Below are 21,489 nucleotides of genomic sequence, written 5' to 3' on the forward strand. Positions count from 1 at the left end.
GCTTGGCAAATGGCCTGCATTGTCTGGACCCGATTACGACCGCGACTCGAGCACAGAGTTGCAGAAACACGCGCTCACGCTAATCCTCGCCGATACCCGATTCGGGCTGGCCCCACAGCGCTGTGTCGACAATAATCACCGTTGCTGCGGCTGGCGACCCGCCTGCCACTCCCCTCCCCTTCCGTAAGCCTGGATGCCATGCTGACCTGGTTACAACGCGACTCCCTGACTTTTCCGCCGCTGGCCAAGGCCATGCGCGAACCCAATGGCCTGCTTGCCGCCGGTGGCGACCTGTCGGCCGAACGCCTGATCCAGGCTTACCGGCATGGCTGCTTTCCATGGTTCTCGCAAGGGCAACCGATTCTTTGGTGGTCACCCGACCCGCGCACCGTGATATTCCCCGACGAACTGCATGTCTCGCGCAGCCTCGGCAAACTGCTGCGTCAGCAGCGTTACAGCGTGACGTTCGATCAGGACTTCGCTGCCGTCATCCAGGCGTGCGCCGCACCACGCAGCTACGCCGATGGCACCTGGATCACCGAGGGCATCCAGAACGCCTACCTGGAGCTGCACCAGCGCGGCTACGCACATTCGGTGGAAGTGTGGGATGGCGGCGAACTGGTTGGCGGTCTGTATGGGCTGGCGATGGGCCAACTGTTCTTTGGCGAGTCCATGTTCAGCCGTGCCGACAACGCGTCGAAATTCGGTTTCGCCACCTTGACCCGGCAGTTGCAGGCCTGGGGTTTTGTGCTGATCGACTGCCAGATGCCCAATGACCACTTGCACAGCCTTGGCGCGCGCGCCATACCGCGCAGTGATTTCGCGACCTTCCTGCGCAACCATTTGGACCAACCCAGCTCTGGACCGTGGGTTTCCTAGGCGACTTCCTCACACGTGGCTTACACTTATTTCAAAGCTTATCCCGAGGGTTGATCATGACCGAGCTGGCGCGCTTGAAGTTTTATGCCACTCAAGCCCACTCTTGCAGCTATCTGCCCGACGAGCAGGCCACCACGCTGTTCCTCGACCCCAGCCAGCCAATGGACGTGCACGTATACGCCGACCTGTCAGAGATGGGTTTTCGGCGCAGCGGCGATCACCTGTACCGCCCCCATTGCCAGAACTGCAATGCTTGCGTACCGGCACGCATCCCGGCTGCGCAGTTTTTGCCGGACCGTAATCAGAAACGCATCCTCAAGCGCAATGCCGACCTGACGGTGACTGCCACCAAGCCTCAGTACAGCGAAGAATATTTCGACCTCTACCAGCGCTACATCGAACAACGCCATGCCGACGGTGACATGTTCCCACCCAGTCGCGATCAGTTTTCGACGTTCCTGGTGCGTGACCTGCCGTTTTCTCGGTTCTATGAGTTTCGCCTGGACGGACGCCTGCTCGCGGTGGCCGTCACCGATCTGCTGCCTAACGGCCTGTCGGCGGTGTATACGTTCTACGAGCCAGGCGAAGAACGTCGCAGCCTGGGACGCTTTGCAATTTTGTGGCAAATCGGCGAAGCCTTGCGTCTGGAACTGGAGGCGGTGTACCTCGGTTACTGGATAAAAAACTGCAAAAAGATGAACTACAAGACCCAATATCGGCCCATTGAGCTACTTATTAATCAAAGATGGGTCACGCTTAACTAGAACCCCTTGGCTTAAACACCCTTTTTCGGGCACAATGCACGCCGCTTTTGCCTGGCGCAGTTGCACCGGGCCATTCACTGGATACCGAGGGCTTTACTGCATGTCGAAAGAAGACAGCTTCGAAATGGAAGGCACTGTCGTCGACACCCTGCCCAACACCATGTTTCGTGTGGAGTTGGAAAATGGGCACGTCGTAACCGCGCATATCTCCGGCAAGATGCGCAAGAACTACATTCGTATTCTTACCGGTGACAAGGTGCGCGTTGAGCTGACGCCCTATGACTTGAGCAAAGGGCGCATCACTTACCGCGCTCGTTAATCAAGTCAATACAAAACGCCCGGTTCTGCCGGGCGTTTTTGTGTGTGCGCTGTCTATCCAGACGCGCGAGATTAATAAGGGAGTTGGCTTACCGCCGATAGCGTAATCACAGTAAGCACGTCGCTGACTGATCTATCCGATCGCAGGCGAGCCAGCCCCACAATTAATCCCCAGCGTTTGAGACAGACAGCAAAAAGGCGCCCTTGGGCGCCTTTTTGCTTTGTTGCGGTCAGCGATATCAGGCCATTTCGGCCGTGGTTTCGAAATCGAAGGTCAGCTCGCCGTCCTTCAGATCGATATGCACCACGCCACCATGGTCGGAAAGCTCGCCGAACAGGATCTCTTCGGCCAGTGGCCGCTTGATCTTGTCCTGGATCAGACGTGCCATTGGGCGAGCGCCCATTGCCGCGTCGTAACCACCCTCCGCCAGCCAATTGCGTGCCGCGTCCGTTACATCCAGCTGCACGCGCTTGTCTTCCAACTGTGCTTGAAGCTCGGTAAGGAACTTGTCCACCACGCTTTTGATGACCTCATGGCTGAGGCGACCAAACTGGATAATGGTGTCCAGGCGGTTGCGGAACTCCGGCGTGAAGCTTTTCTTGATCACTTCCATCGCATCAGAGGAGTGATCCTGATGCGTAAAGCCGATCGAAGCCCGCGCGGCGGTTTCAGCACCGGCGTTGGTGGTCATGATCACGATCACGTTGCGGAAGTCTGCCTTGCGCCCGTTGTTATCAGTCAGGGTCCCGTGATCCATGACCTGCAGCAGCAGGTTGAAGACTTCCGGGTGGGCCTTCTCGATTTCATCGAGCAGCAACACACAATGCGGCTGCTTGGTGATCGCCTCGGTCAACAGACCGCCCTGGTCGAAACCGACGTAGCCCGGAGGCGCACCGATCAGGCGCGACACCGTGTGGCGCTCCATGTATTCGGACATGTCAAAGCGCACCAGCTCAATGCCCATGGCCTTGGCCAACTGCCGCGCCGCCTCGGTCTTGCCGACGCCGGTAGGGCCTGCGAACAGGAACGAACCGACCGGCTTGTCCGGCGACTTGAGGCCCGCACGCGACAGCTTGATCGCGGTAGACAGCGAGTCGATGGCCGCGTCCTGGCCGAACACGGTGAGCTTGAGGTCACGTTCCAGGTTACGCAGCAGTTCCTTGTCGGAGCTGGTCACGTGTTTTGGCGGAATCCGCGCGATCTTCGCCACGATGTCCTCAACCTGAGGCACATCGATGCGCTTCACGCGCTTCTCGACAGGTTGCAGGCGCTGGTAGGCACCCGCTTCGTCGATCACGTCGATGGCTTTATCCGGCATATGCCGGTCATTGATGTAGCGCGACGCCAGTTCAGCCGCTGCGCGAAGCGCCTCATCGGTGTACTCGATACCATGGTGGGCCTCGAAACGCCCCTTGAGCCCGCGCAGGATGCCGATAGTGTCTTCAACCGAAGGCTCGGACACGTCGACTTTCTGGAAGCGACGCGCCAAGGCACGGTCTTTCTCGAAGATCCCGCGAAATTCCTGGAACGTGGTCGAACCGATGCAACGGATATCACCCGACGACAGCAGCGGCTTGAGCAGGTTGGAGGCGTCCATCACCCCACCGGAAGCCGCACCGGCACCAATGATGGTGTGGATCTCATCGATGAACAGGATGGCTTGCGGGCGCTTTTTCAGCTCACCGAGCAGCGCCTTGAAGCGCTTCTCGAAGTCGCCACGGTACTTGGTCCCGGCGAGCAACGCGCCCAGGTCAAGGGAGTAGACGACACTGTTGGCCAGCAGGTCAGGCACCTGGTTATCGACAATTCGCTTGGCCAGGCCTTCAGCAATCGCAGTTTTACCCACGCCCGCCTCGCCCACCAGCAATGGGTTGTTTTTGCGACGACGCGCGAGGATCTGCGCTACGCGCTCAACTTCAAGCTCGCGGCCCACCAGCGGGTCGATCCGCCCCTGGCGCGCCAACTCGTTGAGGTTGCTGGCATAGGCATCCAGCGGGTTGCTTGAAGAAGAAGACTCACCGCCCTCGTCGTCCTGCATATCCTGCTCACCCTCGGAATGATCGCCGTGCCCTGGCACTTTGGAGATACCGTGGGCGATGTAGTTGACGACATCAATACGCGCAACGCTCTGCTGCTTGAGCAGGAACACTGCCTGGCTTTCCTGTTCGCTAAAGATAGCCACAAGCACATTGGCGCCTGTGACTTCACGCTTGCCGGAGCTCTGGACGTGGAATACCGCACGCTGCAAGACCCGCTGGAAGCCCAGGGTTGGCTGGGTTTCGCGGTCCTCGTCATGCACGGGGATCAGTGGCGTAGTGGAGTCGATAAACTCCTGCAGGTCATGCTTGAGTTTGTCGAGGTTGGCGCCGCACGCACGTAGAACGGTGGCGGCAGCTTCGTTATCCAAAAGTGCCAGCAGCAGGTGCTCGACGGTCATGAATTCATGACGCTTCGAACGGGCCTCCTTGAAGGCAAGATTGAGGGTGACTTCGAGCTCGCGGTTTAACATAGCTTCACCTCATACCCAAGTGGTCGGCGTTAACCGTCCTTCTCGATTTCACAGAGTAGCGGATGCTGGCTTTCCCTGGCGTACTGGTTGACCTGCATGGCCTTTGTCTCGGCGATGTCGCGGGTAAACACTCCACATACTGCCCGTCCTTCTGTGTGAACGGCCAGCATTACCTTGGTCGCCAACTCGCGGTTCAGGTTAAAAAACACCTCGAGTACTTCGACCACGAAATCCATCGGTGTGTAGTCATCATTGAACAAAACCACCTTGTACATCGGCGGCGCCTGTAAGGCAGGCTTCGCTTCCTGAACAGCAATGCCCGCAGAACCGTCGTCGTCATGTTCCTGATCCGGGCGATCCTGATTGAATGTTAGTCGAATCTGGCTGTTTGCATGCATGGAAAGAAAGGTTCGTCAGTGGTTCAAGTACAGTGATGGGGGCGACCTGTCAGAATTTCAACTCTGACCCAATGGTCGCCTTGACTATCGGCGAATCAGTGTTACAACCAATAGAGCCCACAGTGGGTAAAAAAGGTCCGCGCAGTCAACCTTATTTATTCGGGTTAGGACGGATAAACTGGATGATACTCCAGTGATGGAGTCTGGTGCAGAGGGATATGGTATGTCTGGCGTCAAGATCAATGGCAAGGTCAAATGGTTTAACAATGCCAAAGGCTACGGTTTCATAAATGCAGAAGGAAAACCCGAAGAAGATCTCTTTGCGCATTATTCAGCGATTACCATGGACGGGTACAAGACGCTGAAAGCGGGCCAAGCAGTGACATTTGAAACCATTCAGGGGCCCAAGGGACTGCACGCCGTTGCAATCTCGGCGGCTGAGGCGCAAACAGAGGCGCTGCCACCTGAAAAAATGCACGAAAAGAAGCTCAAGACAGATCAGCCCACTCAATCGAAAAAGAAGCAAACGGCCTGATCAGTTTTTTCAGCAAGTGCCTCAAAAAACCGGCCATTCCGAGACTTCAGAATGGCCGGTTTTTTATGGCGCGTAATTTACATATGCGAAATCAACGCATCACCAAAGCCCGATGACGACACCAGCGTCGCGCCGTCCATCAAGCGTTCGAAGTCATAGGTCACGGTCTTGACCGAAATCGCACCATTGGTGCCCTTGATGATCAAGTCGGCCGCTTCGGTCCAGCCCATATGGCGCAGCATCATTTCCGCCGACAGAATCAATGAGCCCGGGTTGACCTGATCCTTGCCCGCATACTTGGGCGCCGTGCCGTGGGTGGCCTCGAACATCGCCACGGTATCGGAAAGGTTGGCCCCCGGCGCAATACCAATCCCCCCTACTTCCGCCGCCAGGGCATCGGAAAGGTAGTCACCGTTCAGGTTGAGGGTCGCGATCACGTCATATTCGGCCGGACGCAGCAAAATTTGCTGAAGCATCGCATCGGCGATGGCGTCCTTGACCACCACGTCCTTGCCGGTTTTCGGGTTTTTGAACTGCATCCACGGCCCGCCGTCGAGCAACGTCGCGCCAAATTCTTCAGCGGCCACTTCGTAGGCCCACTCCTTGAAGGCGCCCTCGGTGAACTTCATGATGTTGCCTTTGTGCACGATGGTCAGCGAGTCACGGTCGTTATCCACCACATATTGCAGGGCCTTACGCGCCAGACGTTTGGTGCCCTCTTTGGAGACCGGCTTGACGCCAATCCCGCAGTCCTGGTCGAAGCGGATCTTGGTGACGCCCATTTCTTCCTTGAGAAACTTGATCACCTTGATGGCTTCCGGCGAGCCGGCCTTCCACTCGATGCCGGCGTAAATATCTTCGGAGTTCTCACGAAAGATCGTCATATCCACATCGCCAGGCTTCTTGACCGGGCTGGGCACCCCTTCAAACCAGCGCACCGGGCGCAGACACACATACAGGTCGAGTTGTTGACGCAGGGCCACGTTCAACGAACGAATGCCACCGCCGACCGGCGTGGTCAGGGGCCCTTTGATGGACACCACGTAATCCTTGACCGCATCCAGGGTTTCCTGGGGCAGCCAGGTGTCCTGATCGTAGACTTGAGTGGCTTTCTCGCCGGCGTAAACCTCCATCCAGGAGATTTTGCGCTTGCCGCCGTAAGCCTTTTCAACAGCGGCGTCGACCACCTTGATCATCACTGGGCTGATGTCGACGCCAATACCGTCGCCTTCTATATAAGGGATGATCGGTTGGTCAGGAACATTGAGAGAATGGTCTGCATTGACGGTGATTTTGTCGCCGACTGCCGGAACCTGAATCTTCTTGTATCCCATGCTGAACTCCATCTATGGATTGAACATCTGGCTGCGTTCGAGCCTACTCCAGATATAGGGCGACTGAAACCTCACGCCACGCTCATTTGCATCGAAAACAGCATATTTGGTCGCCTACAAGCCTGAAATCAAAGGCAAAATCGCCAATCTTGAGCACATCGTGCGACGCTCGCCGCGATTTGCGCCCTGCGACCTTTAGACCAATGGACGACACACCTTTTGTATGAAGGCTCGGCGTAAGCATAGCGACCTATGTATAATGCCGCCGCTGACCAAAGAGTCACGACGGTTGACCGCTCTAGACAGTAGCCCTCAGCCAGAAAGCAGGACTATTACCATAGTCCAAACGCTTGACGCTCGACTGATGCAAACCAACATCACCGCGAAGAAACCTCGACATTTCGCTCATGGATGACTTTGAACGAACGCGCTCCACCCGGCGCATCTCGAGTTTCTGCGCACGCTTTCAGCAAAGAAGAGAGTTAATCCGAATATGCCCACCCGCTCGAAGATCATCTACACCTTCACCGACGAAGCCCCAGCCCTCGCCACCTATTCATTGCTGCCTATCGTAGAGGCCTTCACCGCTTCCGCTGATATTGCCGTGGAAACCCGCGACATTTCCCTCGCCGCGCGCATCCTCGCAAGCTTCCCCGAGCAACTGGGCACCAAGGCTATCCCGGACCACCTCGCCGAACTGGGCGACCTGGCCGTTACGCCTGAAGCCAACATCATCAAGCTGCCTAACATCAGCGCCTCGACCCCGCAGCTGCAAGCTGCGATCAAGGAGCTGCAGGCCCAGGGCTACGCCCTGCCGGACTACCCGGAAACCGTAACCACCGACGCGGAAAAAGAAACCCGTGCACGTTACGACAAGGTCAAGGGCAGCGCCGTGAACCCGGTACTGCGCGAAGGCAACTCTGACCGCCGCGCGCCGCTGTCGGTCAAGAACTACGCACGCAAGCACCCGCACAAAATGGGCGCCTGGGCTGCAGACTCCAAGTCGCACGTTGCTCACATGAGCAACGGCGACTTCTACGGCAGCGAAAAAGCCGTACAGATCGAAGCCGCTGACGCGGTGAAGATCGAGCTGGTTGCCAAAGACGGCACCGCCACCGTGCTGAAAGAAAAGACTTCGGTACAAGCCGGCGAAATCATTGATACCGCCGTGCTGAGCAAAAAAGCCCTGCGCGCGTTCATCGCCGCCGAAATCGAAGATGCCAAGAAACAAGGCGTGCTGCTGTCGGTTCACCTCAAAGCCACCATGATGAAGGTCTCCGACCCGATCATGTTCGGCCAGATCGTTGCCGAGTTCTACAAAGACGCCCTGACCAAGCACGCTGCCGTGCTGGAACAGATCGGCTTCAACCTGAACAACGGCATCGGCGACCTGTACGCTCGCATCAAGGCCCTGCCTGCCGAGCAACAGGCGCAGATCGAAGCTGACATTCAGGCGGTCTACGCCGCTCGCCCTTCCCTGGCGATGGTCAACTCCGACAAAGGCATCACCAACCTGCACGTGCCGAGCGACGTCATCGTCGACGCCTCGATGCCGGCCATGATCCGTGACTCCGGCAAGATGTGGGGCACCGACGGCCAGCTGCACGACACCAAGGCGGTGATCCCGGATCGCTGCTACGCCACCATCTACCAAGCCGTCATCGAAGACTGCAAGGCCAATGGCGCTTTCGACCCAACCACCATGGGCAGCGTGCCAAACGTTGGCCTGATGGCGAAGAAAGCCGAAGAGTACGGCTCCCACGACAAGACTTTCCAGATCAAGGCTGACGGCGTTGTCCGCGTCACCGACAGCAAGGGCAACCTGCTGATGGAACAGGCTGTTGAAGCCGGCGACATCTTCCGCATGTGCCAGACCAAAGACGCGCCGATCCAGGACTGGGTCAAACTGGCCGTCAACCGTGCCCGCGCCAGCAACACCCCGGCGATTTTCTGGCTGGACCCACAGCGCGCGCACGACGGCGTGGTGGTTGAGAAAGTTCAGGCCTACCTGAAAGACCACAACACCGACGGCCTGGACATCCGCATCATGTCGCCGGTCGACGCGATGAAGTTCACCCTGGAGCGCACCCGCAAGGGCCTGGACACTATCTCGGTGACCGGCAACGTACTGCGCGACTACCTGACCGACCTGTTCCCGATCATGGAACTGGGCACCAGCGCCAAGATGCTGTCGATCGTGCCGCTGATGAACGGCGGTGGCCTGTTCGAAACCGGCGCCGGCGGTTCGGCTCCGAAACACGTGCAGCAGCTGGTTGAAGAGAACTTCCTGCGCTGGGATTCCCTGGGCGAGTTCCTGGCCCTGGCAGCGTCGCTTGAGCATTTGGGTGTCACTTACAACAACCCGAAAGCCCTGGTGCTGTCCAAGACCCTGGACCAGGCCACTGGCCAGTTCCTCGACAACAACAAGTCGCCATCGCGCAAAGTCGGTAACATCGACAACCGCGGCAGCCACTTCTACCTGGCGCTGTACTGGGCTCAAGCCCTGGCCGCCCAGACCGAAGACACTGCACTGCAAGCGCAGTTCGGCGAACTGGCCAAAACCCTGAGCGACAACGAGGCGACCATTGTTGCCGAGCTGAACGCCGTACAGGGCAAGCCAGTGGACATCGGCGGCTACTACGCGCCGAACCCAGAGCTGACCAGCAAAGCCATGCGCCCAAGCAACACCCTCAACGCGGCAATTGCCAAGTTGAAGTAAGGTTGTAAGGATGCAAAGAAGCCCCGGCCCCGTGCCGGGGTTTCTGTTTCTACCGTTCAACGCAAGAAACCGGATCACATGTGGGAGGGGGCTTGCCCCCGATAGCGATGGATCAGTCGAGCTATTGGTAACCGACACACCGTCGTCGGGGGCAAGCCCCCTCCCACACTGACCGCCATTGTGCCCAAACACCGCGTCATATCTTGAATCGAGGCCTCCCATGACCTGGCAACCCCACATCACCGTCGCCACCCTCGTCGAAGACAACGGCCGCTTCCTGATGGTCGAGGAACTCAAAGGCGGCCGCGCCGTGCTCAACCAGCCCGCCGGCCATCTGGAACCGAACGAAACCCTGACTGAAGCCGCCGTTCGCGAAACCCTCGAAGAAACCGGCTGGGACGTCGAGGCCACCGGCATTGTCGGGATCTACCTGTACACCGCGCCCAGCAATGGCGTGACCTACCAGCGCGTCTGCTTCACCGCCAAGGCGCTGAAACATCACCCGGACTATCAACTGGACGACGGCATCGTCCGCGCCCGCTGGCTGACCCGCGACGAGCTGATGGCCCTGCGCAAGGACTGGCGCAGCGAGTTGATCATCCGTTGCATCGATGATTATTTGAGCGGCCAGCGCCACAGTCTGGAACTGATCCGCCCTTCTCTTTAGCCTTGCGGACGCGAGCCTGCTAGAATCGCGTCCTTTTTAAAGACACCCGTTGAAATCCTATGCGTGATCCAGCCCCTTCTGACACACAAAAGAAGCGCGTCATCGTCGGTATGTCCGGCGGCGTGGATTCTTCCGTTTCCGCCGTTCTGCTCATGGAGCAGGGTTATGAGGTGGAAGGCCTGTTCATGAAGAACTGGGAAGAAGACGATGGAACGGAATATTGCACCGCCATGGACGACCTCGCGGACGCCCAGGCCGTGTGCGACAAGATCGGCATCAAGTTGCACACCGCCAATTTCGCCGCCGAGTACTGGGACAACGTGTTCGAGCACTTCCTGGCCGAATACAAGGCCGGCCGCACGCCGAACCCGGACATCCTGTGCAACCGCGAAATCAAGTTCAAGGCGTTCCTCGACTACGCCATGATCCTTGGCGCCGACCTGATCGCTACCGGCCACTACGTGCGCCGTCGCGACGTGGATGACCGCACCGAACTGCTCAAAGGCCTGGACCCGAACAAGGACCAGAGTTACTTCCTGCACGCCGTCGGCGGCGAACAGATCGCCAAGACTCTGTTCCCGGTGGGCGAGCTGGAAAAACCCGAAGTGCGCAAGATCGCCGAGAAACACGGCCTGGCCACCGCCAAGAAAAAGGACTCCACCGGCATCTGCTTTATCGGCGAGCGCCGCTTCAGCGACTTCCTCAAGCAGTACCTGCCGGCACAACCGGGCGACATCAAAACCACCGAAGGTGATGTCATCGGCCGCCACCACGGCCTGATGTACCACACCATCGGCCAGCGCCAGGGCCTGGGCATCGGCGGCTTGAAAGACGCAGGTGAAGAACCGTGGTACGTGCTGGTCAAGGACCTGGAAAACAATGTGCTGATCGTTGGCCAGGGCAATGAACACCCGCTGCTGTTCTCGGGTGCGCTGCTGGCCTCGGAGATCTATTGGGTCAACCCGATCGACCTGAGCACGCCGCGCCGCCTGACCGCCAAGGTGCGCTATCGCCAGAGCGACCAGCCTTGCACCCTGGAAAAGACTGCCAGTGGCTATCGCGCCACGTTCGATGACCCGCAACGCGCGGTCACGCCTGGCCAGTCCGTGGTGTTTTATGACGGCGAAATTTGCCTGGGGGGCGGTGTGATTGAAGTTGCCGAACCCTGGAGCAACCCGGCATGAGCCCGACCCAGGAGCAATTGACTGCACTCGGCGGGGTTTTCCTCGCTGCGGTACTGGTCGACAAGATCGCCAAGACCGGCCAGGTCACCGAGGCAGGCCTGACCTGCATGCTTGGCAGCCTGCTGATCCGCGACCCCAAGGACACCCTGGAAGTCTATGGTGGCGACGACCTGGCGCTGCGCGAAGGCTATCGCGCGCTGATCGGCGCGCTGGAGCGCGACCCGAGCACCTTGCAGCGCGAACCCCTGCGCTACGCCCTGTCGATGCTCGGCCTTGAGCGCCAATTGGCCAAGCGTGACGACATGCTCGAGACCATCGGCAAGCGCCTGCCACAGATCCAATCCCAGGTCGAGCACTTTGGCCCGGCCCACGAAAACGTGATCGCAGCCTGCGGTGCGCTGTACCAGGACACCTTGAGCACCTTGCGCCAACGCATCCAGGTGCACGGCGACATGCGTAACCTGCAGCAACCGAACAACGCCTCGAAAATCCGCGCCCTGCTCCTGGCCGGTATCCGTTCGGCACGGTTGTGGCGCCAGTTGGGTGGTCATCGCTGGCAGTTGGTGATCAGCCGACGCAAATTGCTCAAAGAGCTTTACCCGTTGATGCGCAACGAATAAGTCGCAGCAACCAGGATTTTTATCGCCTCACGCGTAATACGCCGGTCAGTTGGCAACGGACCGGCGGATTTTTTCATGTATGATACGCGCCCCATTTCGTTGCCCGACTGTCCGAGAACACCCCATGCAGCTTTCTTCGCTCACTGCGGTTTCCCCTGTTGACGGCCGCTACGCCGGCAAAACCCAGGCCCTGCGCCCTATTTTCAGCGAATACGGCTTGATCCGTGCTCGTGTTCTGGTTGAAGTGCGCTGGCTCCAGCGCCTGGCCGCTCACCCTGGCATCAGCGAAGTGCCGGCGTTCTCCGCCGAAGCCAACGCGGTGCTGAACGCCCTGGCGGAAAACTTCGCTCTGGAGCACGCCGAGCGTGTGAAAGAGATCGAGCGCACCACCAACCACGACGTTAAAGCCATCGAATACCTGCTCAAAGAGCAAGCGGCCAAGCTGCCGGAACTGGCCAGGGTCAGCGAGTTCATCCACTTTGCCTGCACCAGCGAGGACATCAACAACCTGTCCCACGCCCTGATGCTGCGCGAAGGCCGTGATGACGTGATGCTGCCGCTGATGCGCCAGACCGCCAACGCCATCCGCGAACTGGCGATCCGTTTTGCCGACGTGCCGATGCTGTCGCGCACCCACGGTCAGCCGGCTTCGCCGACCACGCTGGGTAAAGAACTGGCCAACGTGGTGTACCGCCTGGAGCGTCAGATCGCTCAAGTCGCCGCCGTACCGCTGCTGGGCAAAATCAACGGCGCCGTGGGCAACTACAACGCCCACCTCTCTGCCTACCCGGAAATCGACTGGGAAGAAAATGCCCGCGCGTTCATCGAAGACGAGCTGGGCCTGGGTTTCAACCCGTACACCACGCAGATCGAACCGCACGACTACATTGCCGAACTGTTCGACGCGATTGCGCGCTTCAATACCATCCTGATCGACTTCGACCGCGATATCTGGGGCTACATCTCCCTGGGCTACTTCAAGCAGCGCACCATTGCCGGTGAAATCGGTTCCTCGACCATGCCGCACAAGGTCAACCCGATCGACTTCGAAAACTCCGAAGGCAACCTCGGCATCGCCAACGCCCTGTTCCAGCACCTGGCCAGCAAGTTGCCGATCTCCCGCTGGCAGCGCGACCTGACCGACTCCACCGTACTGCGCAACCTCGGCGTGGGCTTCGCCCACAGCGTGATCGCGTACGAAGCCAGCCTCAAGGGCATCAGCAAGCTTGAGCTCAACGAGCAGAAAATCGCCGCTGACCTGGACGCGTGCTGGGAAGTGTTGGCCGAGCCGATCCAGACGGTGATGCGTCGCTACAACATCGAAAACCCTTACGAGAAGCTCAAAGAATTGACGCGCGGCAAGGGCATCAGCCCCGAGGCGCTGCAAACTTTCATCGATGGCCTGGATATGCCAGCCGCCGCCAAGGCCGAGCTGAAACTGCTCACCCCGGCCAACTACATCGGCAACGCGGTGGCCCAAGCCAAGCGCATCTGATTCGCGCAAGGTCTCTTGAGACGCCCGGCCGCGCCGGGCGTTTTTATTCCTGTCTTAAAAGTGCTTTTTTTCAATAGGTTACACATGAATCCTGATATTCCTCTTCAACTTCTGGGCGGCATTACGGCACGCGAATTCCTGCGCGACTACTGGCAGAAAAAACCGTTGCTTATCCGTCAGGCCATCCCTGATTTCGAAAGCCCGATCGACGCCGACGAACTGGCCGGCTTAGCCCTGGAAGAAGAAGTTGAATCGCGCCTGGTGATCGAACACGGCGAGCGTCCGTGGGAACTGCGTCGCGGCCCATTCGCCGAAGACGCCTTCAGCACCCTGCCCGAGCGTGAGTGGACCCTGCTGGTGCAGGCCGTCGATCAGTTCGTGCCGGAAGTCGCCGAGTTGCTGGAGCACTTCCGCTTCCTGCCAAGCTGGCGCATCGACGATGTGATGATCAGCTTTGCCGCACCTGGCGGCAGCGTTGGCCCGCACTTCGATAACTACGACGTGTTCCTGCTGCAAGCCCAAGGCAAGCGCAACTGGAAAATCGGCCAGATGTGCAATTCCGAAAGCCCGCTGCTGCAGCATGCCGACCTGCGCATCCTCGCCGAGTTCGAACAAAGCGAAGAATGGGTGCTGGAACCGGGTGACATGCTCTACCTGCCGCCGCGCCTGGCGCACTTCGGTATCGCCGAAGATGACTGCATGACCTATTCGGTTGGCTTTCGCGCGCCAAGTGCCGCTGAAGTGCTGACCCACTTTACCGACTTCCTCAGCCAATACCTGACAGACGAGGAGCGTTACACCGACGCCGACGCTCAGCCGGTAAGCGACCCGCACCAGATCCAGGGTGACGCGCTGGACCGCCTGAAGAGCCTGCTGGCCGAGCACATGAGCGACGAACGCATGCTGCTGACCTGGTTTGGCCAGTTCATGACCGAGCCGCGCTACCCTGAACTGGTGGCGGGCGAAGAATTGGGCGAAGAGGACTTCGTCAACAGCCTGGAAGGCGGCGCGATCCTGGTGCGCAACCCCAGCGCGCGCATGGCGTGGTCGGAAGTCGATGACGATGTACTGCTGTTCGCCAGCGGCCAGAGCCGTTACCTGCCCGGCAAACTGCGCGAGCTGTTGAAGCTGGTGTGCTCGGCCGACGCCCTGCACAGCGAAAACCTCGGCGAGTGGCTCGCGGACGAAGACGGTCGCGACCTGCTGTGCGAATTGGTCAAGCAAGGAAGCCTGGGATTTGCCGATGAATAAGATTCACGTAAGTGTCGCGGACTGGCAAAAGGATATCGCTGAGATACGGCGCATTCGTGAAGCGGTGTTTATCGCTGAACAATCGGTTCCACCGGAACTTGAGTGGGACGCGGACGACGCCGACGCCGTGCATTTTCTGGCGTTCGAAGGCGATTTTCCGATTGGCACTGCGCGCCTGCTGCCCAGCGGCGAGATCGGGCGCGTATCGGTGCTCAAGGACTGGCGCGGCCTGAAGGTTGGCGACAAGCTGATGGAAGCCGTGATTGGCATGGCCGAGAAGCGTGGCCAGACCAAACAGTTCCTCAGCGCGCAGGTGTATGCGGCGCCGTTTTATGAGCGGCTGGGGTTCAAGATTGTCAGCGATGAGTTTCTTGAAGTCGGGATTCCGCATGTGGATATGGTGCGCGGGGGCTGATCCAAAACCCAGTCGCTCCCTTCGCGAGCAAGCCCGCTCCCACACTTGACCAAGTAGATCCTTTGGAATGCGGCCGAATGTGGGAGCGGGCTTGCTCGCGAAGACAATTTCAGCAACACCCAAAAATGCCCTGCCATGCCAGGGCATTTTGCCGTCTACGATTCAACTTGCGACGCGCCAGGCCGACAAACTGGCACTATCACGCTAAATGACTCGCAGAGATAACGGACATGTCCCTACGCACCCTGCTCACCGCCCTCCTCCTGACCGCCAGCGTCTCAGCCGTGGCCGACACCGCAGTCGTCAACCTGAACAATCGCACCAGCGCCGACCTGCTGCCGGTGGCGCAGAACTTCATCGGCAAGGACGGCACCGTCAGCGCCTACGGCAACCAGCTCATCGTTAAAGCCGACCCTGGCAAGATCGAAGACCTGCGCGCGCTGCTCGCGCAGCTGGACACACCCGCCAAACGCCTGCTGATTACCGTCGACACTAATGAAAACAACCAGCAAAACACCGGTGACAGCCAAACGCGCATCATCAGCTACGGCACTGCCAGCCGCGACGGCGGCATTCAGCAGATTCAGGCCAGTGAGGGCGTGCCCGCGCTGATCCAGGTTGGCCAGAGCGTACCGTTGACCACTACTCAGCCCGACGCCTATGGCCGCCCGCAAAACCAGACCCAGTATCGCAACGTCACCCAAGGCTTTTACGTCACCGCCAGCGTCACCGGCGAGACCGTGCACCTGGCCATCAGTACCAACCGTGACCGCATGAGCCAGGAACGTCCCGATGTAGTGAACGTTCAAAGTACCGACACAACTGTCAGCGGCAAGTTGGGCGAGTGGATCCCCCTGGCCGGCATCAACCGAGAGACCCAGGCCGACAAATCCTCTACAACCCGCAAATACTCTACTCAAGGCCGTGATGACCTGACTTTACGGGTCAAGGTCGACACCTTGAACTAAGGCACCAAAAACTGACTGATGAGTCGCCTTAGACTAAAGATGTAGTGCTTTAAAAAAAGCACTACAAAACATTTGACGATCCAAAAAAGCCTGTGCATGATGGCCTCGCTCCCGCTAATCAGGGGCCCTGGCAAGGGCCTTCGGATCGCCGCTCTAAGCTACCCACCTGAGCCGATTCGTGTCTGTACCGCCCACAAGGTGTGTTTGACGAGGTTGCGACTGGAACGAAGTTGTCCCGAGGGACGGAAGCTAACCAGGTAACCCGGCTACACACTGACGAATCGTACCAAGGCCCACGATGCCCGAAGACCGTTCACAGTTCGCCCTTACCTGCTCAATTCCCCCTTGAGCCACTCGTTCATCCCGTCGCCCTCCCCGCCAAACCCGGCTTGACCGCCAAGCTTCTGGTCAGCGAGCAGCCATCACCACGCACTGAGTACGTGGCTGGCAAATGGAATTTTCCACCTAGACCTATGCGACGAGGTTTTTCCCCATGGCACTGACACGCGAACAGCAAATTGCAGCCCTTGAAAAAGACTGGGCTGAAAACCCACGCTGGAAAGGCGTAACCCGCGCTTATTCCGCTGCTGACGTCGTCCGCCTGCGTGGCTCGGTTCAACCTGAGCACACCTTTGCAAAACTCGGCGCCGAGAAGCTGTGGAAGCTGGTCACCCAGGGTGCCAAGCCGTCCTTCCGTCCCGAAAAAGATTTCGTCAACTGCATGGGCGCCCTCACTGGCGGCCAGGCAGTCCAACAGGTGAAAGCCGGTATCCAGGCGATCTACCTGTCCGGCTGGCAAGTGGCAGCGGACAACAACTCCGCTGAATCCATGTACCCCGACCAATCGCTGTACCCGGTGGACTCGGTACCCACCGTGGTCAAGCGCATCAACAACTCGTTCCGCCGCGCCGACCAGATCCAGTGGAAAGCCGGTAAAGGCCCGGGTGACGAAGGCTACATCGATTACTTCGCCCCGATCGTGGCGGACGCTGAAGCCGGTTTCGGCGGCGTACTCAACGCCTACGAGCTGATGAAGAGCATGATCGAGGCTGGCGCTGCCGGCGTGCACTTCGAAGACCAGTTGGCATCTGTGAAGAAATGCGGCCACATGGGCGGCAAGGTATTGGTTCCGACTCAGGAAGCCGTACAAAAGCTGACTGCCGCTCGTTTGGCTGCTGACGTTGCTGGCACCCCGACCATCATCCTGGCCCGTACCGACGCTAACGCCGCCGACCTGCTGACGTCCGATTGCGACCCGTACGACCAGCCATTCGTAACCGGCGAACGGACTCAGGAAGGCTTCTATAAAGTGCGCGCCGGTCTCGACCAGGCGATCGCCCGTGGCCTGGCCTACGCGCCGTACGCCGACCTGATCTGGTGCGAAACCGCCAAGCCGGACCTGGACGAAGCTCGCCGCTTTGCCGAAGCGATCAAGAAGGAATACCCGGACCAACTGCTGTCCTACAACTGCTCGCCTTCTTTCAACTGGAAGAAGAACCTGGACGACGCGACCATCGCCAAGTTCCAGCGCGAGCTGTCCGCCATGGGTTACAAGCACCAGTTCATCACCCTGGCCGGCATTCACAACATGTGGCACAGCATGTTCAACCTGGCGCACGACTACGCCCGCAACGACATGACCGCCTACGTGAAGCTGCAGGAACAGGAATTCGCTGACGCCGCCAAGGGCTACACCTTTGTGGCGCACCAGCAGGAAGTGGGCACCGGCTACTTCGACGACATGACCACCGTGATCCAGGGCGGCACCTCGTCCGTGACCGCGTTGACCGGCTCGACAGAAGAAGAGCAGTTCCACTAAGTAGCGAGTACACGGCCAGTGCGGCCCCATGGAAGACCTAACCGCATTGCCGCACAACAATCACGCCCCGACTGGTTCGGGGCGTTTTTTTGCTCGGGAAAAACTCCCTGAGACACAGGAGATTAAAAATGTGGCAGCAGGCTTGCTCGCGAATGCGACCTGTCAGTCTAGGAAGCGCTGACTGACCCACGGTATTCGCGAGCAAGCCCGCTCCCACAAGGCAATGCACGCCATCTGAAGGTTTTGCGCAAAACATTGATCCAGAGCGGTGTTTACCCGAATCAAATCAGTTAAAAGATCCCCACCAGCAACTAAGCACCCATCAAGCAAGTAACGGCAACTTCCCCCGCCACACGAGAAACATTCGCTTAAACCCTGCGCAAACAATATTCATTATCATTTAGCGCATGAAAACTTCGTTACCCGTTAAACAAAACAGAATTGATTAAATGCCCGCTAATCCCCGCCCCACAAGGGCTACAGCCCCAAAGAGGTGCACTATGTGCTTATTCCATCGAATAATTTCGCTATCGGAATTTTACTTGCCCGGTGTTTAGCCATAAAATCACCGCGATTGATTGCAGTGCGACATATCGTCACTGCATCGTTACTTTTTCGAGCTCAGAGACCTTTGCTCTCTGTTAAGGATTTCCAGCATGACCGAAGCGACAGGACTCATGGCCCACAACTGGGGCTTTGCCATTTTCCTCCTCGGTGTTGTCGGCCTTTGCGCCTTCATGCTTGGTGTCTCCAGCCTCCTCGGGTCAAAAGCCTGGGGCCGCAGCAAAAATGAACCGTTCGAGTCCGGCATGCTGCCTACAGGTGGCGCCCGCTTGCGGCTCTCAGCCAAATTCTATCTGGTCGCGATGCTGTTCGTGATCTTCGATATCGAAGCCCTCTTTCTCTTTGCCTGGTCTGTGTCCGTCCGCGAAAGCGGCTGGACCGGATTCGTCGAAGCCCTCGTTTTCATAGCAATTCTGTTGGCAGGCCTTGTCTACCTATTTCGAGTGGGCGCCCTTGACTGGGCTCCGGAAGCTCGTCGCAAGCGGCAAGCGAAGCTGAAACAATGAGGCTTTGGCGATGCAATACAATCTCACCAGGATCGACCCGGATGCTCCTAACGAGCAGTACCCAATCGGCGAACGCGAAACCGTTTCCGACCCGTTAGAAGACCAAGTCCACAAAAACATCTACATGGGCAAGCTCGAAGACGTGCTGAGTGGCGCGGTCAACTGGGGACGTAAGAACTCCCTGTGGCCGTACAACTTCGGCCTTTCGTGCTGCTACGTGGAAATGACCACCGCCTTCACGGCGCCCCACGACATCGCGCGCTTTGGCGCCGAAGTTATCCGGGCATCACCGCGCCAGGCGGATTTCATGGTTATCGCCGGAACCTGCTTTATCAAGATGGCGCCGATCATTCAGCGTCTCTACGAGCAAATGCTCGAACCAAAGTGGGTTATCTCCATGGGTTCGTGCGCCAACTCCGGTGGCATGTACGACATCTACTCCGTCGTTCAAGGGGTGGACAAGTTCCTGCCCGTGGACGTCTACGTGCCTGGCTGCCCGCCCCGCCCTGAAGCATTTCTGCAAGGTTTGATGCTGTTGCAGGAATCGATTGGCAAGGAGCGTCGCCCACTTTCCTGGGTCGTCGGCGATCAAGGCGTATACCGCGCCGAGATGCCTTCGCAAAAGGAACAGCGCCGCGAACAGCGAATCGCAGTCACCAACCTGCGTAGCCCTGACGAAGTCTGATCCAGCACCGCTTCTTTTATAGAACGAAACCCTGGCTTCATTCTTTACGTTGACCGAAAGCGATAAAAAACCATGACTACAGGCAGTGCTCGACGCATCCCGCCTTATAAGGCAGACGACCAGGATGTGGTCGTCGAACTCAATAACCGTTTTGGCCCTGACGCCTTTACCGCCCAGGCCACACGCACCGGTATGCCGGTGCTGTGGGTGGCGCGCGCCAAGCTCGTCGAAGTCCTCACCTTCCTGCGCAACCTGCCCAAGCCATACGTCATGCTCTATGACTTGCATGGTGTGGACGAGCGTCTGCGCACCAAGCGCCAGGGGCTGCCGAGCGGCGCCGATTTCACCGTGTTCTATCACCTGATGTCGCTGGAGCGTAACAGCGACGTGATGATCAAGGTCGCGCTGTCCGAAAGCGACCTGAGCATTCCGACCATCACCGGCATCTGGCCGAACGCCAGCTGGTATGAGCGCGAAGTCTGGGACATGTTCGGCATCGACTTCCCGGGCCACCCGCACTTGACGCGCATCATGATGCCGCCTACCTGGGAAGGTCACCCGCTGCGCAAGGACTACCCTGCGCGCGCCACCGAATTCGATCCGTTCAGCCTGACGCTCGCCAAGCAACAGCTTGAAGAAGAGGCTGCACGCTTCCGTCCGGAAGACTGGGGCATGAAGCGCTCCGGCACCAACGAGGACTACATGTTCCTCAACCTGGGCCCGAACCACCCTTCGGCGCACGGTGCCTTCCGTATCATCCTGCAACTGGACGGCGAAGAAATCGTCGACTGCGTGCCGGACATCGGCTACCACCACCGTGGTGCCGAGAAGATGGCCGAGCGCCAGTCCTGGCACAGCTTCATTCCGTACACCGACCGTATCGACTACCTCGGCGGCGTGATGAACAACCTGCCGTACGTGCTCTCGGTCGAGAAGCTGGCCGGCATCAAAGTGCCGGACCGCGTCGACACCATCCGCATCATGATGGCCGAGTTCTTCCGGATCACCAGCCACCTGCTGTTCCTGGGTACCTACATCCAGGACGTTGGCGCCATGACCCCGGTGTTCTTCACCTTCACCGACCGTCAGCGCGCCTACAAGGTGATCGAAGCCATCACCGGTTTCCGTCTGCACCCGGCCTGGTACCGCATCGGCGGTGTGGCGCACGACCTGCCGAACGGCTGGGAGCGCCTGGTCAAGGAATTCATCGACTGGATGCCCAAGCGTCTGGACGAGTACCAAAAGGCTGCGCTGGACAACAGCATCCTCAAAGGCCGCACCATCGGCGTGGCGCAATACAACACCAAAGAAGCCCTGGAATGGGGCGTCACCGGTGCTGGCCTGCGCTCGACGGGTTGCGACTTCGACCTGCGTAAAGCACGCCCGTACTCCGGCTACGAGAACTTCGAATTCGAAGTGCCGCTGGCGGCCAACGGCGATGCCTACGACCGCTGCATCGTGCGCGTCGAAGAAATGCGCCAGAGCCTGAAGATCATCGAGCAGTGCATGCGCAACATGCCGGCAGGTCCGTACAAGGCGGATCACCCGCTGACCACGCCGCCGCCGAAAGAACGCACGCTGCAGCACATCGAAACCCTGATCACGCACTTCCTGCAAGTTTCGTGGGGCCCGGTCATGCCGGCCAACGAATCCTTCCAGATGATTGAAGCGACCAAGGGTATCAACAGTTATTACCTGACGAGCGATGGCGGCACCATGAGCTACCGCACCCGGATTCGTACCCCAAGCTTTGCGCACTTGCAGCAGATCCCTTCGGTGATCAAAGGCGAGATGGTCGCGGACTTGATTGCGTACCTGGGTAGTATCGATTTCGTTATGGCCGACGTGGACCGCTAAG

19 protein-coding genes are annotated in these 21,489 nt (G+C 58.8%); 16 read left to right on the top strand and 3 right to left on the bottom strand.

The genetic code is table 11. The annotated features are described in order from the left end of the window. Window positions 1–198: 198 nt before the first annotated feature. The 3 genes from aat to infA all read left to right on the top strand — a co-directional run bounded on the left by aat (window position 199) and on the right by infA (window position 1,962). Window positions 199–879 (top strand): leucyl/phenylalanyl-tRNA--protein transferase, encoded by a 681-nt coding sequence (aat, locus tag AACU78_RS03545; RefSeq protein WP_106579859.1) that lies wholly within the window; start codon window positions 199–201, stop codon window positions 877–879. 56 nt (window positions 880–935) lie between these two features. After that, window positions 936–1,643, top strand: a complete 708-nt coding sequence (locus AACU78_RS03550; RefSeq protein ID WP_106579860.1) for an arginyltransferase — start codon at window positions 936–938, stop codon at window positions 1,641–1,643. A gap of 100 nt (window positions 1,644–1,743) precedes the next feature. Then, the gene (gene infA, locus AACU78_RS03555; protein WP_002553999.1) at window positions 1,744–1,962 is read left to right on the top strand and encodes a translation initiation factor IF-1; all 219 of its coding nucleotides are present in this window, start codon (window positions 1,744–1,746) and stop codon (window positions 1,960–1,962) included. A gap of 238 nt (window positions 1,963–2,200) precedes the next feature. On the opposite strand, the gene clpA is transcribed toward infA, so the two are convergent. Together clpA and clpS are read right to left on the bottom strand one after the other, a co-directional pair. Next, window positions 2,201–4,471 (bottom strand): ATP-dependent Clp protease ATP-binding subunit ClpA, encoded by a 2,271-nt coding sequence (gene clpA, locus AACU78_RS03560; RefSeq protein WP_106579861.1) that lies wholly within the window; start codon window positions 4,469–4,471, stop codon window positions 2,201–2,203. Between the two features lie 29 nt (window positions 4,472–4,500). Then, window positions 4,501–4,869: an ATP-dependent Clp protease adapter ClpS gene (clpS, locus tag AACU78_RS03565; RefSeq protein WP_005789091.1), complete on the bottom strand. Its 369-nt coding sequence runs from the start codon at window positions 4,867–4,869 to the stop codon at window positions 4,501–4,503. Between the two features lie 223 nt (window positions 4,870–5,092). Here clpS and cspD point away from each other — a divergent pair, with 223 nt between their 5' ends. Continuing rightward, window positions 5,093–5,404, top strand: coding sequence for a cold shock domain-containing protein CspD (cspD, locus tag AACU78_RS03570; RefSeq protein ID WP_106579862.1), 312 nt, complete (start codon window positions 5,093–5,095; stop codon window positions 5,402–5,404). 77 nt (window positions 5,405–5,481) lie between these two features. Here cspD and icd read toward each other — a convergent pair whose 3' ends face one another. Then, window positions 5,482–6,738, bottom strand: coding sequence for an NADP-dependent isocitrate dehydrogenase (gene icd, locus AACU78_RS03575; RefSeq protein WP_106579863.1), 1,257 nt, complete (start codon window positions 6,736–6,738; stop codon window positions 5,482–5,484). Between the two features lie 493 nt (window positions 6,739–7,231). Here icd and AACU78_RS03580 point away from each other — a divergent pair, with 493 nt between their 5' ends. The 12 genes from AACU78_RS03580 to nuoC all read left to right on the top strand — a co-directional run bounded on the left by AACU78_RS03580 (window position 7,232) and on the right by nuoC (window position 21,488). After that, a complete protein-coding gene (locus tag AACU78_RS03580) occupies window positions 7,232–9,457 on the top strand; it encodes an NADP-dependent isocitrate dehydrogenase (protein WP_106579864.1) in 2,226 nt (741 codons plus the stop codon). A gap of 220 nt (window positions 9,458–9,677) precedes the next feature. Beyond that, complete coding sequence (locus tag AACU78_RS03585; RefSeq protein ID WP_106579865.1) at window positions 9,678–10,124, top strand: NUDIX hydrolase; 447 nt, start codon at window positions 9,678–9,680, stop codon at window positions 10,122–10,124. A 59-nt stretch (window positions 10,125–10,183) separates the two neighbouring features. Further along, the gene (gene mnmA / locus AACU78_RS03590; RefSeq protein ID WP_106579866.1) at window positions 10,184–11,308 is read left to right on the top strand and encodes a tRNA 2-thiouridine(34) synthase MnmA; all 1,125 of its coding nucleotides are present in this window, start codon (window positions 10,184–10,186) and stop codon (window positions 11,306–11,308) included. Beyond that, entirely contained in the window at window positions 11,305–11,928 is a 624-nt protein-coding gene (gene hflD / locus AACU78_RS03595) for a high frequency lysogenization protein HflD (RefSeq protein WP_046068637.1), read from the top strand. Before mnmA ends, hflD begins: the two co-directional genes overlap by 4 nt. 124 nt (window positions 11,929–12,052) lie before the next feature. Further along, window positions 12,053–13,423: an adenylosuccinate lyase gene (gene purB / locus AACU78_RS03600; protein ID WP_106579867.1), complete on the top strand. Its 1,371-nt coding sequence runs from the start codon at window positions 12,053–12,055 to the stop codon at window positions 13,421–13,423. A gap of 84 nt (window positions 13,424–13,507) precedes the next feature. Further along, entirely contained in the window at window positions 13,508–14,674 is a 1,167-nt protein-coding gene (locus AACU78_RS03605) for a ribosomal protein uL16 3-hydroxylase (RefSeq protein WP_106579868.1), read from the top strand. Next, window positions 14,667–15,089, top strand: coding sequence for a GNAT family N-acetyltransferase (locus AACU78_RS03610; protein WP_106579869.1), 423 nt, complete (start codon window positions 14,667–14,669; stop codon window positions 15,087–15,089). Before AACU78_RS03605 ends, AACU78_RS03610 begins: the two co-directional genes overlap by 8 nt. A 230-nt stretch (window positions 15,090–15,319) precedes the next feature. Continuing rightward, window positions 15,320–16,057 (top strand): secretin N-terminal domain-containing protein, encoded by a 738-nt coding sequence (locus tag AACU78_RS03615; RefSeq protein ID WP_106579870.1) that lies wholly within the window; start codon window positions 15,320–15,322, stop codon window positions 16,055–16,057. Window positions 16,058–16,550: 493 nt separating this feature from the next. Next, window positions 16,551–17,876 carry an isocitrate lyase gene (aceA, locus tag AACU78_RS03620; protein ID WP_003219577.1) on the top strand — a complete coding sequence of 442 codons (1,326 nt, stop codon included), beginning with the start codon at window positions 16,551–16,553 and terminating at the stop codon, window positions 17,874–17,876. Window positions 17,877–18,532: 656 nt separating this feature from the next. Then, a complete protein-coding gene (locus AACU78_RS03625) occupies window positions 18,533–18,946 on the top strand; it encodes an NADH-quinone oxidoreductase subunit A (RefSeq protein WP_003219575.1) in 414 nt (137 codons plus the stop codon). A gap of 10 nt (window positions 18,947–18,956) precedes the next feature. After that, window positions 18,957–19,631, top strand: a complete 675-nt coding sequence (locus tag AACU78_RS03630) for a NuoB/complex I 20 kDa subunit family protein (protein ID WP_003174719.1) — start codon at window positions 18,957–18,959, stop codon at window positions 19,629–19,631. Between the two features lie 72 nt (window positions 19,632–19,703). Continuing rightward, on the top strand, window positions 19,704–21,488 hold the full coding sequence (gene nuoC / locus AACU78_RS03635; RefSeq protein ID WP_106579871.1) for an NADH-quinone oxidoreductase subunit C/D: 1,785 nt from the start codon (window positions 19,704–19,706) through the stop codon (window positions 21,486–21,488). Window position 21,489 lies beyond the last annotated feature (1 nt).

It is taken from the genome of Pseudomonas sp. R9.37, from assembly GCF_963878885.1.
GTDB lineage: Bacteria > Pseudomonadota > Gammaproteobacteria > Pseudomonadales > Pseudomonadaceae > Aquipseudomonas.

What these genes read in the sequence shown, in the direction of transcription:
- AACU78_RS03580 (WP_106579864.1), top strand. Translation starts at nt 7,232, where the DNA reads ATGCCCACCCGCTCGAAGATCATCTACACCTTCACCGACGAAGCCCCA.
- infA (WP_002553999.1), top strand. Translation starts at nt 1,744, where the DNA reads ATGTCGAAAGAAGACAGCTTCGAAATGGAAGGCACTGTCGTCGACACC.
- aat (WP_106579859.1), top strand. Translation starts at nt 199, where the DNA reads ATGCTGACCTGGTTACAACGCGACTCCCTGACTTTTCCGCCGCTGGCC.
- AACU78_RS03585 (WP_106579865.1), top strand. Translation starts at nt 9,678, where the DNA reads ATGACCTGGCAACCCCACATCACCGTCGCCACCCTCGTCGAAGACAAC.
- hflD (WP_046068637.1), top strand. Translation starts at nt 11,305, where the DNA reads ATGAGCCCGACCCAGGAGCAATTGACTGCACTCGGCGGGGTTTTCCTC.
- purB (WP_106579867.1), top strand. Translation starts at nt 12,053, where the DNA reads ATGCAGCTTTCTTCGCTCACTGCGGTTTCCCCTGTTGACGGCCGCTAC.
- aceA (WP_003219577.1), top strand. Translation starts at nt 16,551, where the DNA reads ATGGCACTGACACGCGAACAGCAAATTGCAGCCCTTGAAAAAGACTGG.
- AACU78_RS03615 (WP_106579870.1), top strand. Translation starts at nt 15,320, where the DNA reads ATGTCCCTACGCACCCTGCTCACCGCCCTCCTCCTGACCGCCAGCGTC.
- clpS (WP_005789091.1), bottom strand. Translation starts at nt 4,869, where the DNA reads ATGCATGCAAACAGCCAGATTCGACTAACATTCAATCAGGATCGCCCG.
- icd (WP_106579863.1), bottom strand. Translation starts at nt 6,738, where the DNA reads ATGGGATACAAGAAGATTCAGGTTCCGGCAGTCGGCGACAAAATCACC.
- mnmA (WP_106579866.1), top strand. Translation starts at nt 10,184, where the DNA reads ATGCGTGATCCAGCCCCTTCTGACACACAAAAGAAGCGCGTCATCGTC.
- nuoC (WP_106579871.1), top strand. Translation starts at nt 19,704, where the DNA reads ATGACTACAGGCAGTGCTCGACGCATCCCGCCTTATAAGGCAGACGAC.
- AACU78_RS03610 (WP_106579869.1), top strand. Translation starts at nt 14,667, where the DNA reads ATGAATAAGATTCACGTAAGTGTCGCGGACTGGCAAAAGGATATCGCT.
- AACU78_RS03550 (WP_106579860.1), top strand. Translation starts at nt 936, where the DNA reads ATGACCGAGCTGGCGCGCTTGAAGTTTTATGCCACTCAAGCCCACTCT.
- AACU78_RS03630 (WP_003174719.1), top strand. Translation starts at nt 18,957, where the DNA reads ATGCAATACAATCTCACCAGGATCGACCCGGATGCTCCTAACGAGCAG.
- AACU78_RS03625 (WP_003219575.1), top strand. Translation starts at nt 18,533, where the DNA reads ATGACCGAAGCGACAGGACTCATGGCCCACAACTGGGGCTTTGCCATT.
- cspD (WP_106579862.1), top strand. Translation starts at nt 5,093, where the DNA reads ATGTCTGGCGTCAAGATCAATGGCAAGGTCAAATGGTTTAACAATGCC.
- AACU78_RS03605 (WP_106579868.1), top strand. Translation starts at nt 13,508, where the DNA reads ATGAATCCTGATATTCCTCTTCAACTTCTGGGCGGCATTACGGCACGC.
- clpA (WP_106579861.1), bottom strand. Translation starts at nt 4,471, where the DNA reads ATGTTAAACCGCGAGCTCGAAGTCACCCTCAATCTTGCCTTCAAGGAG.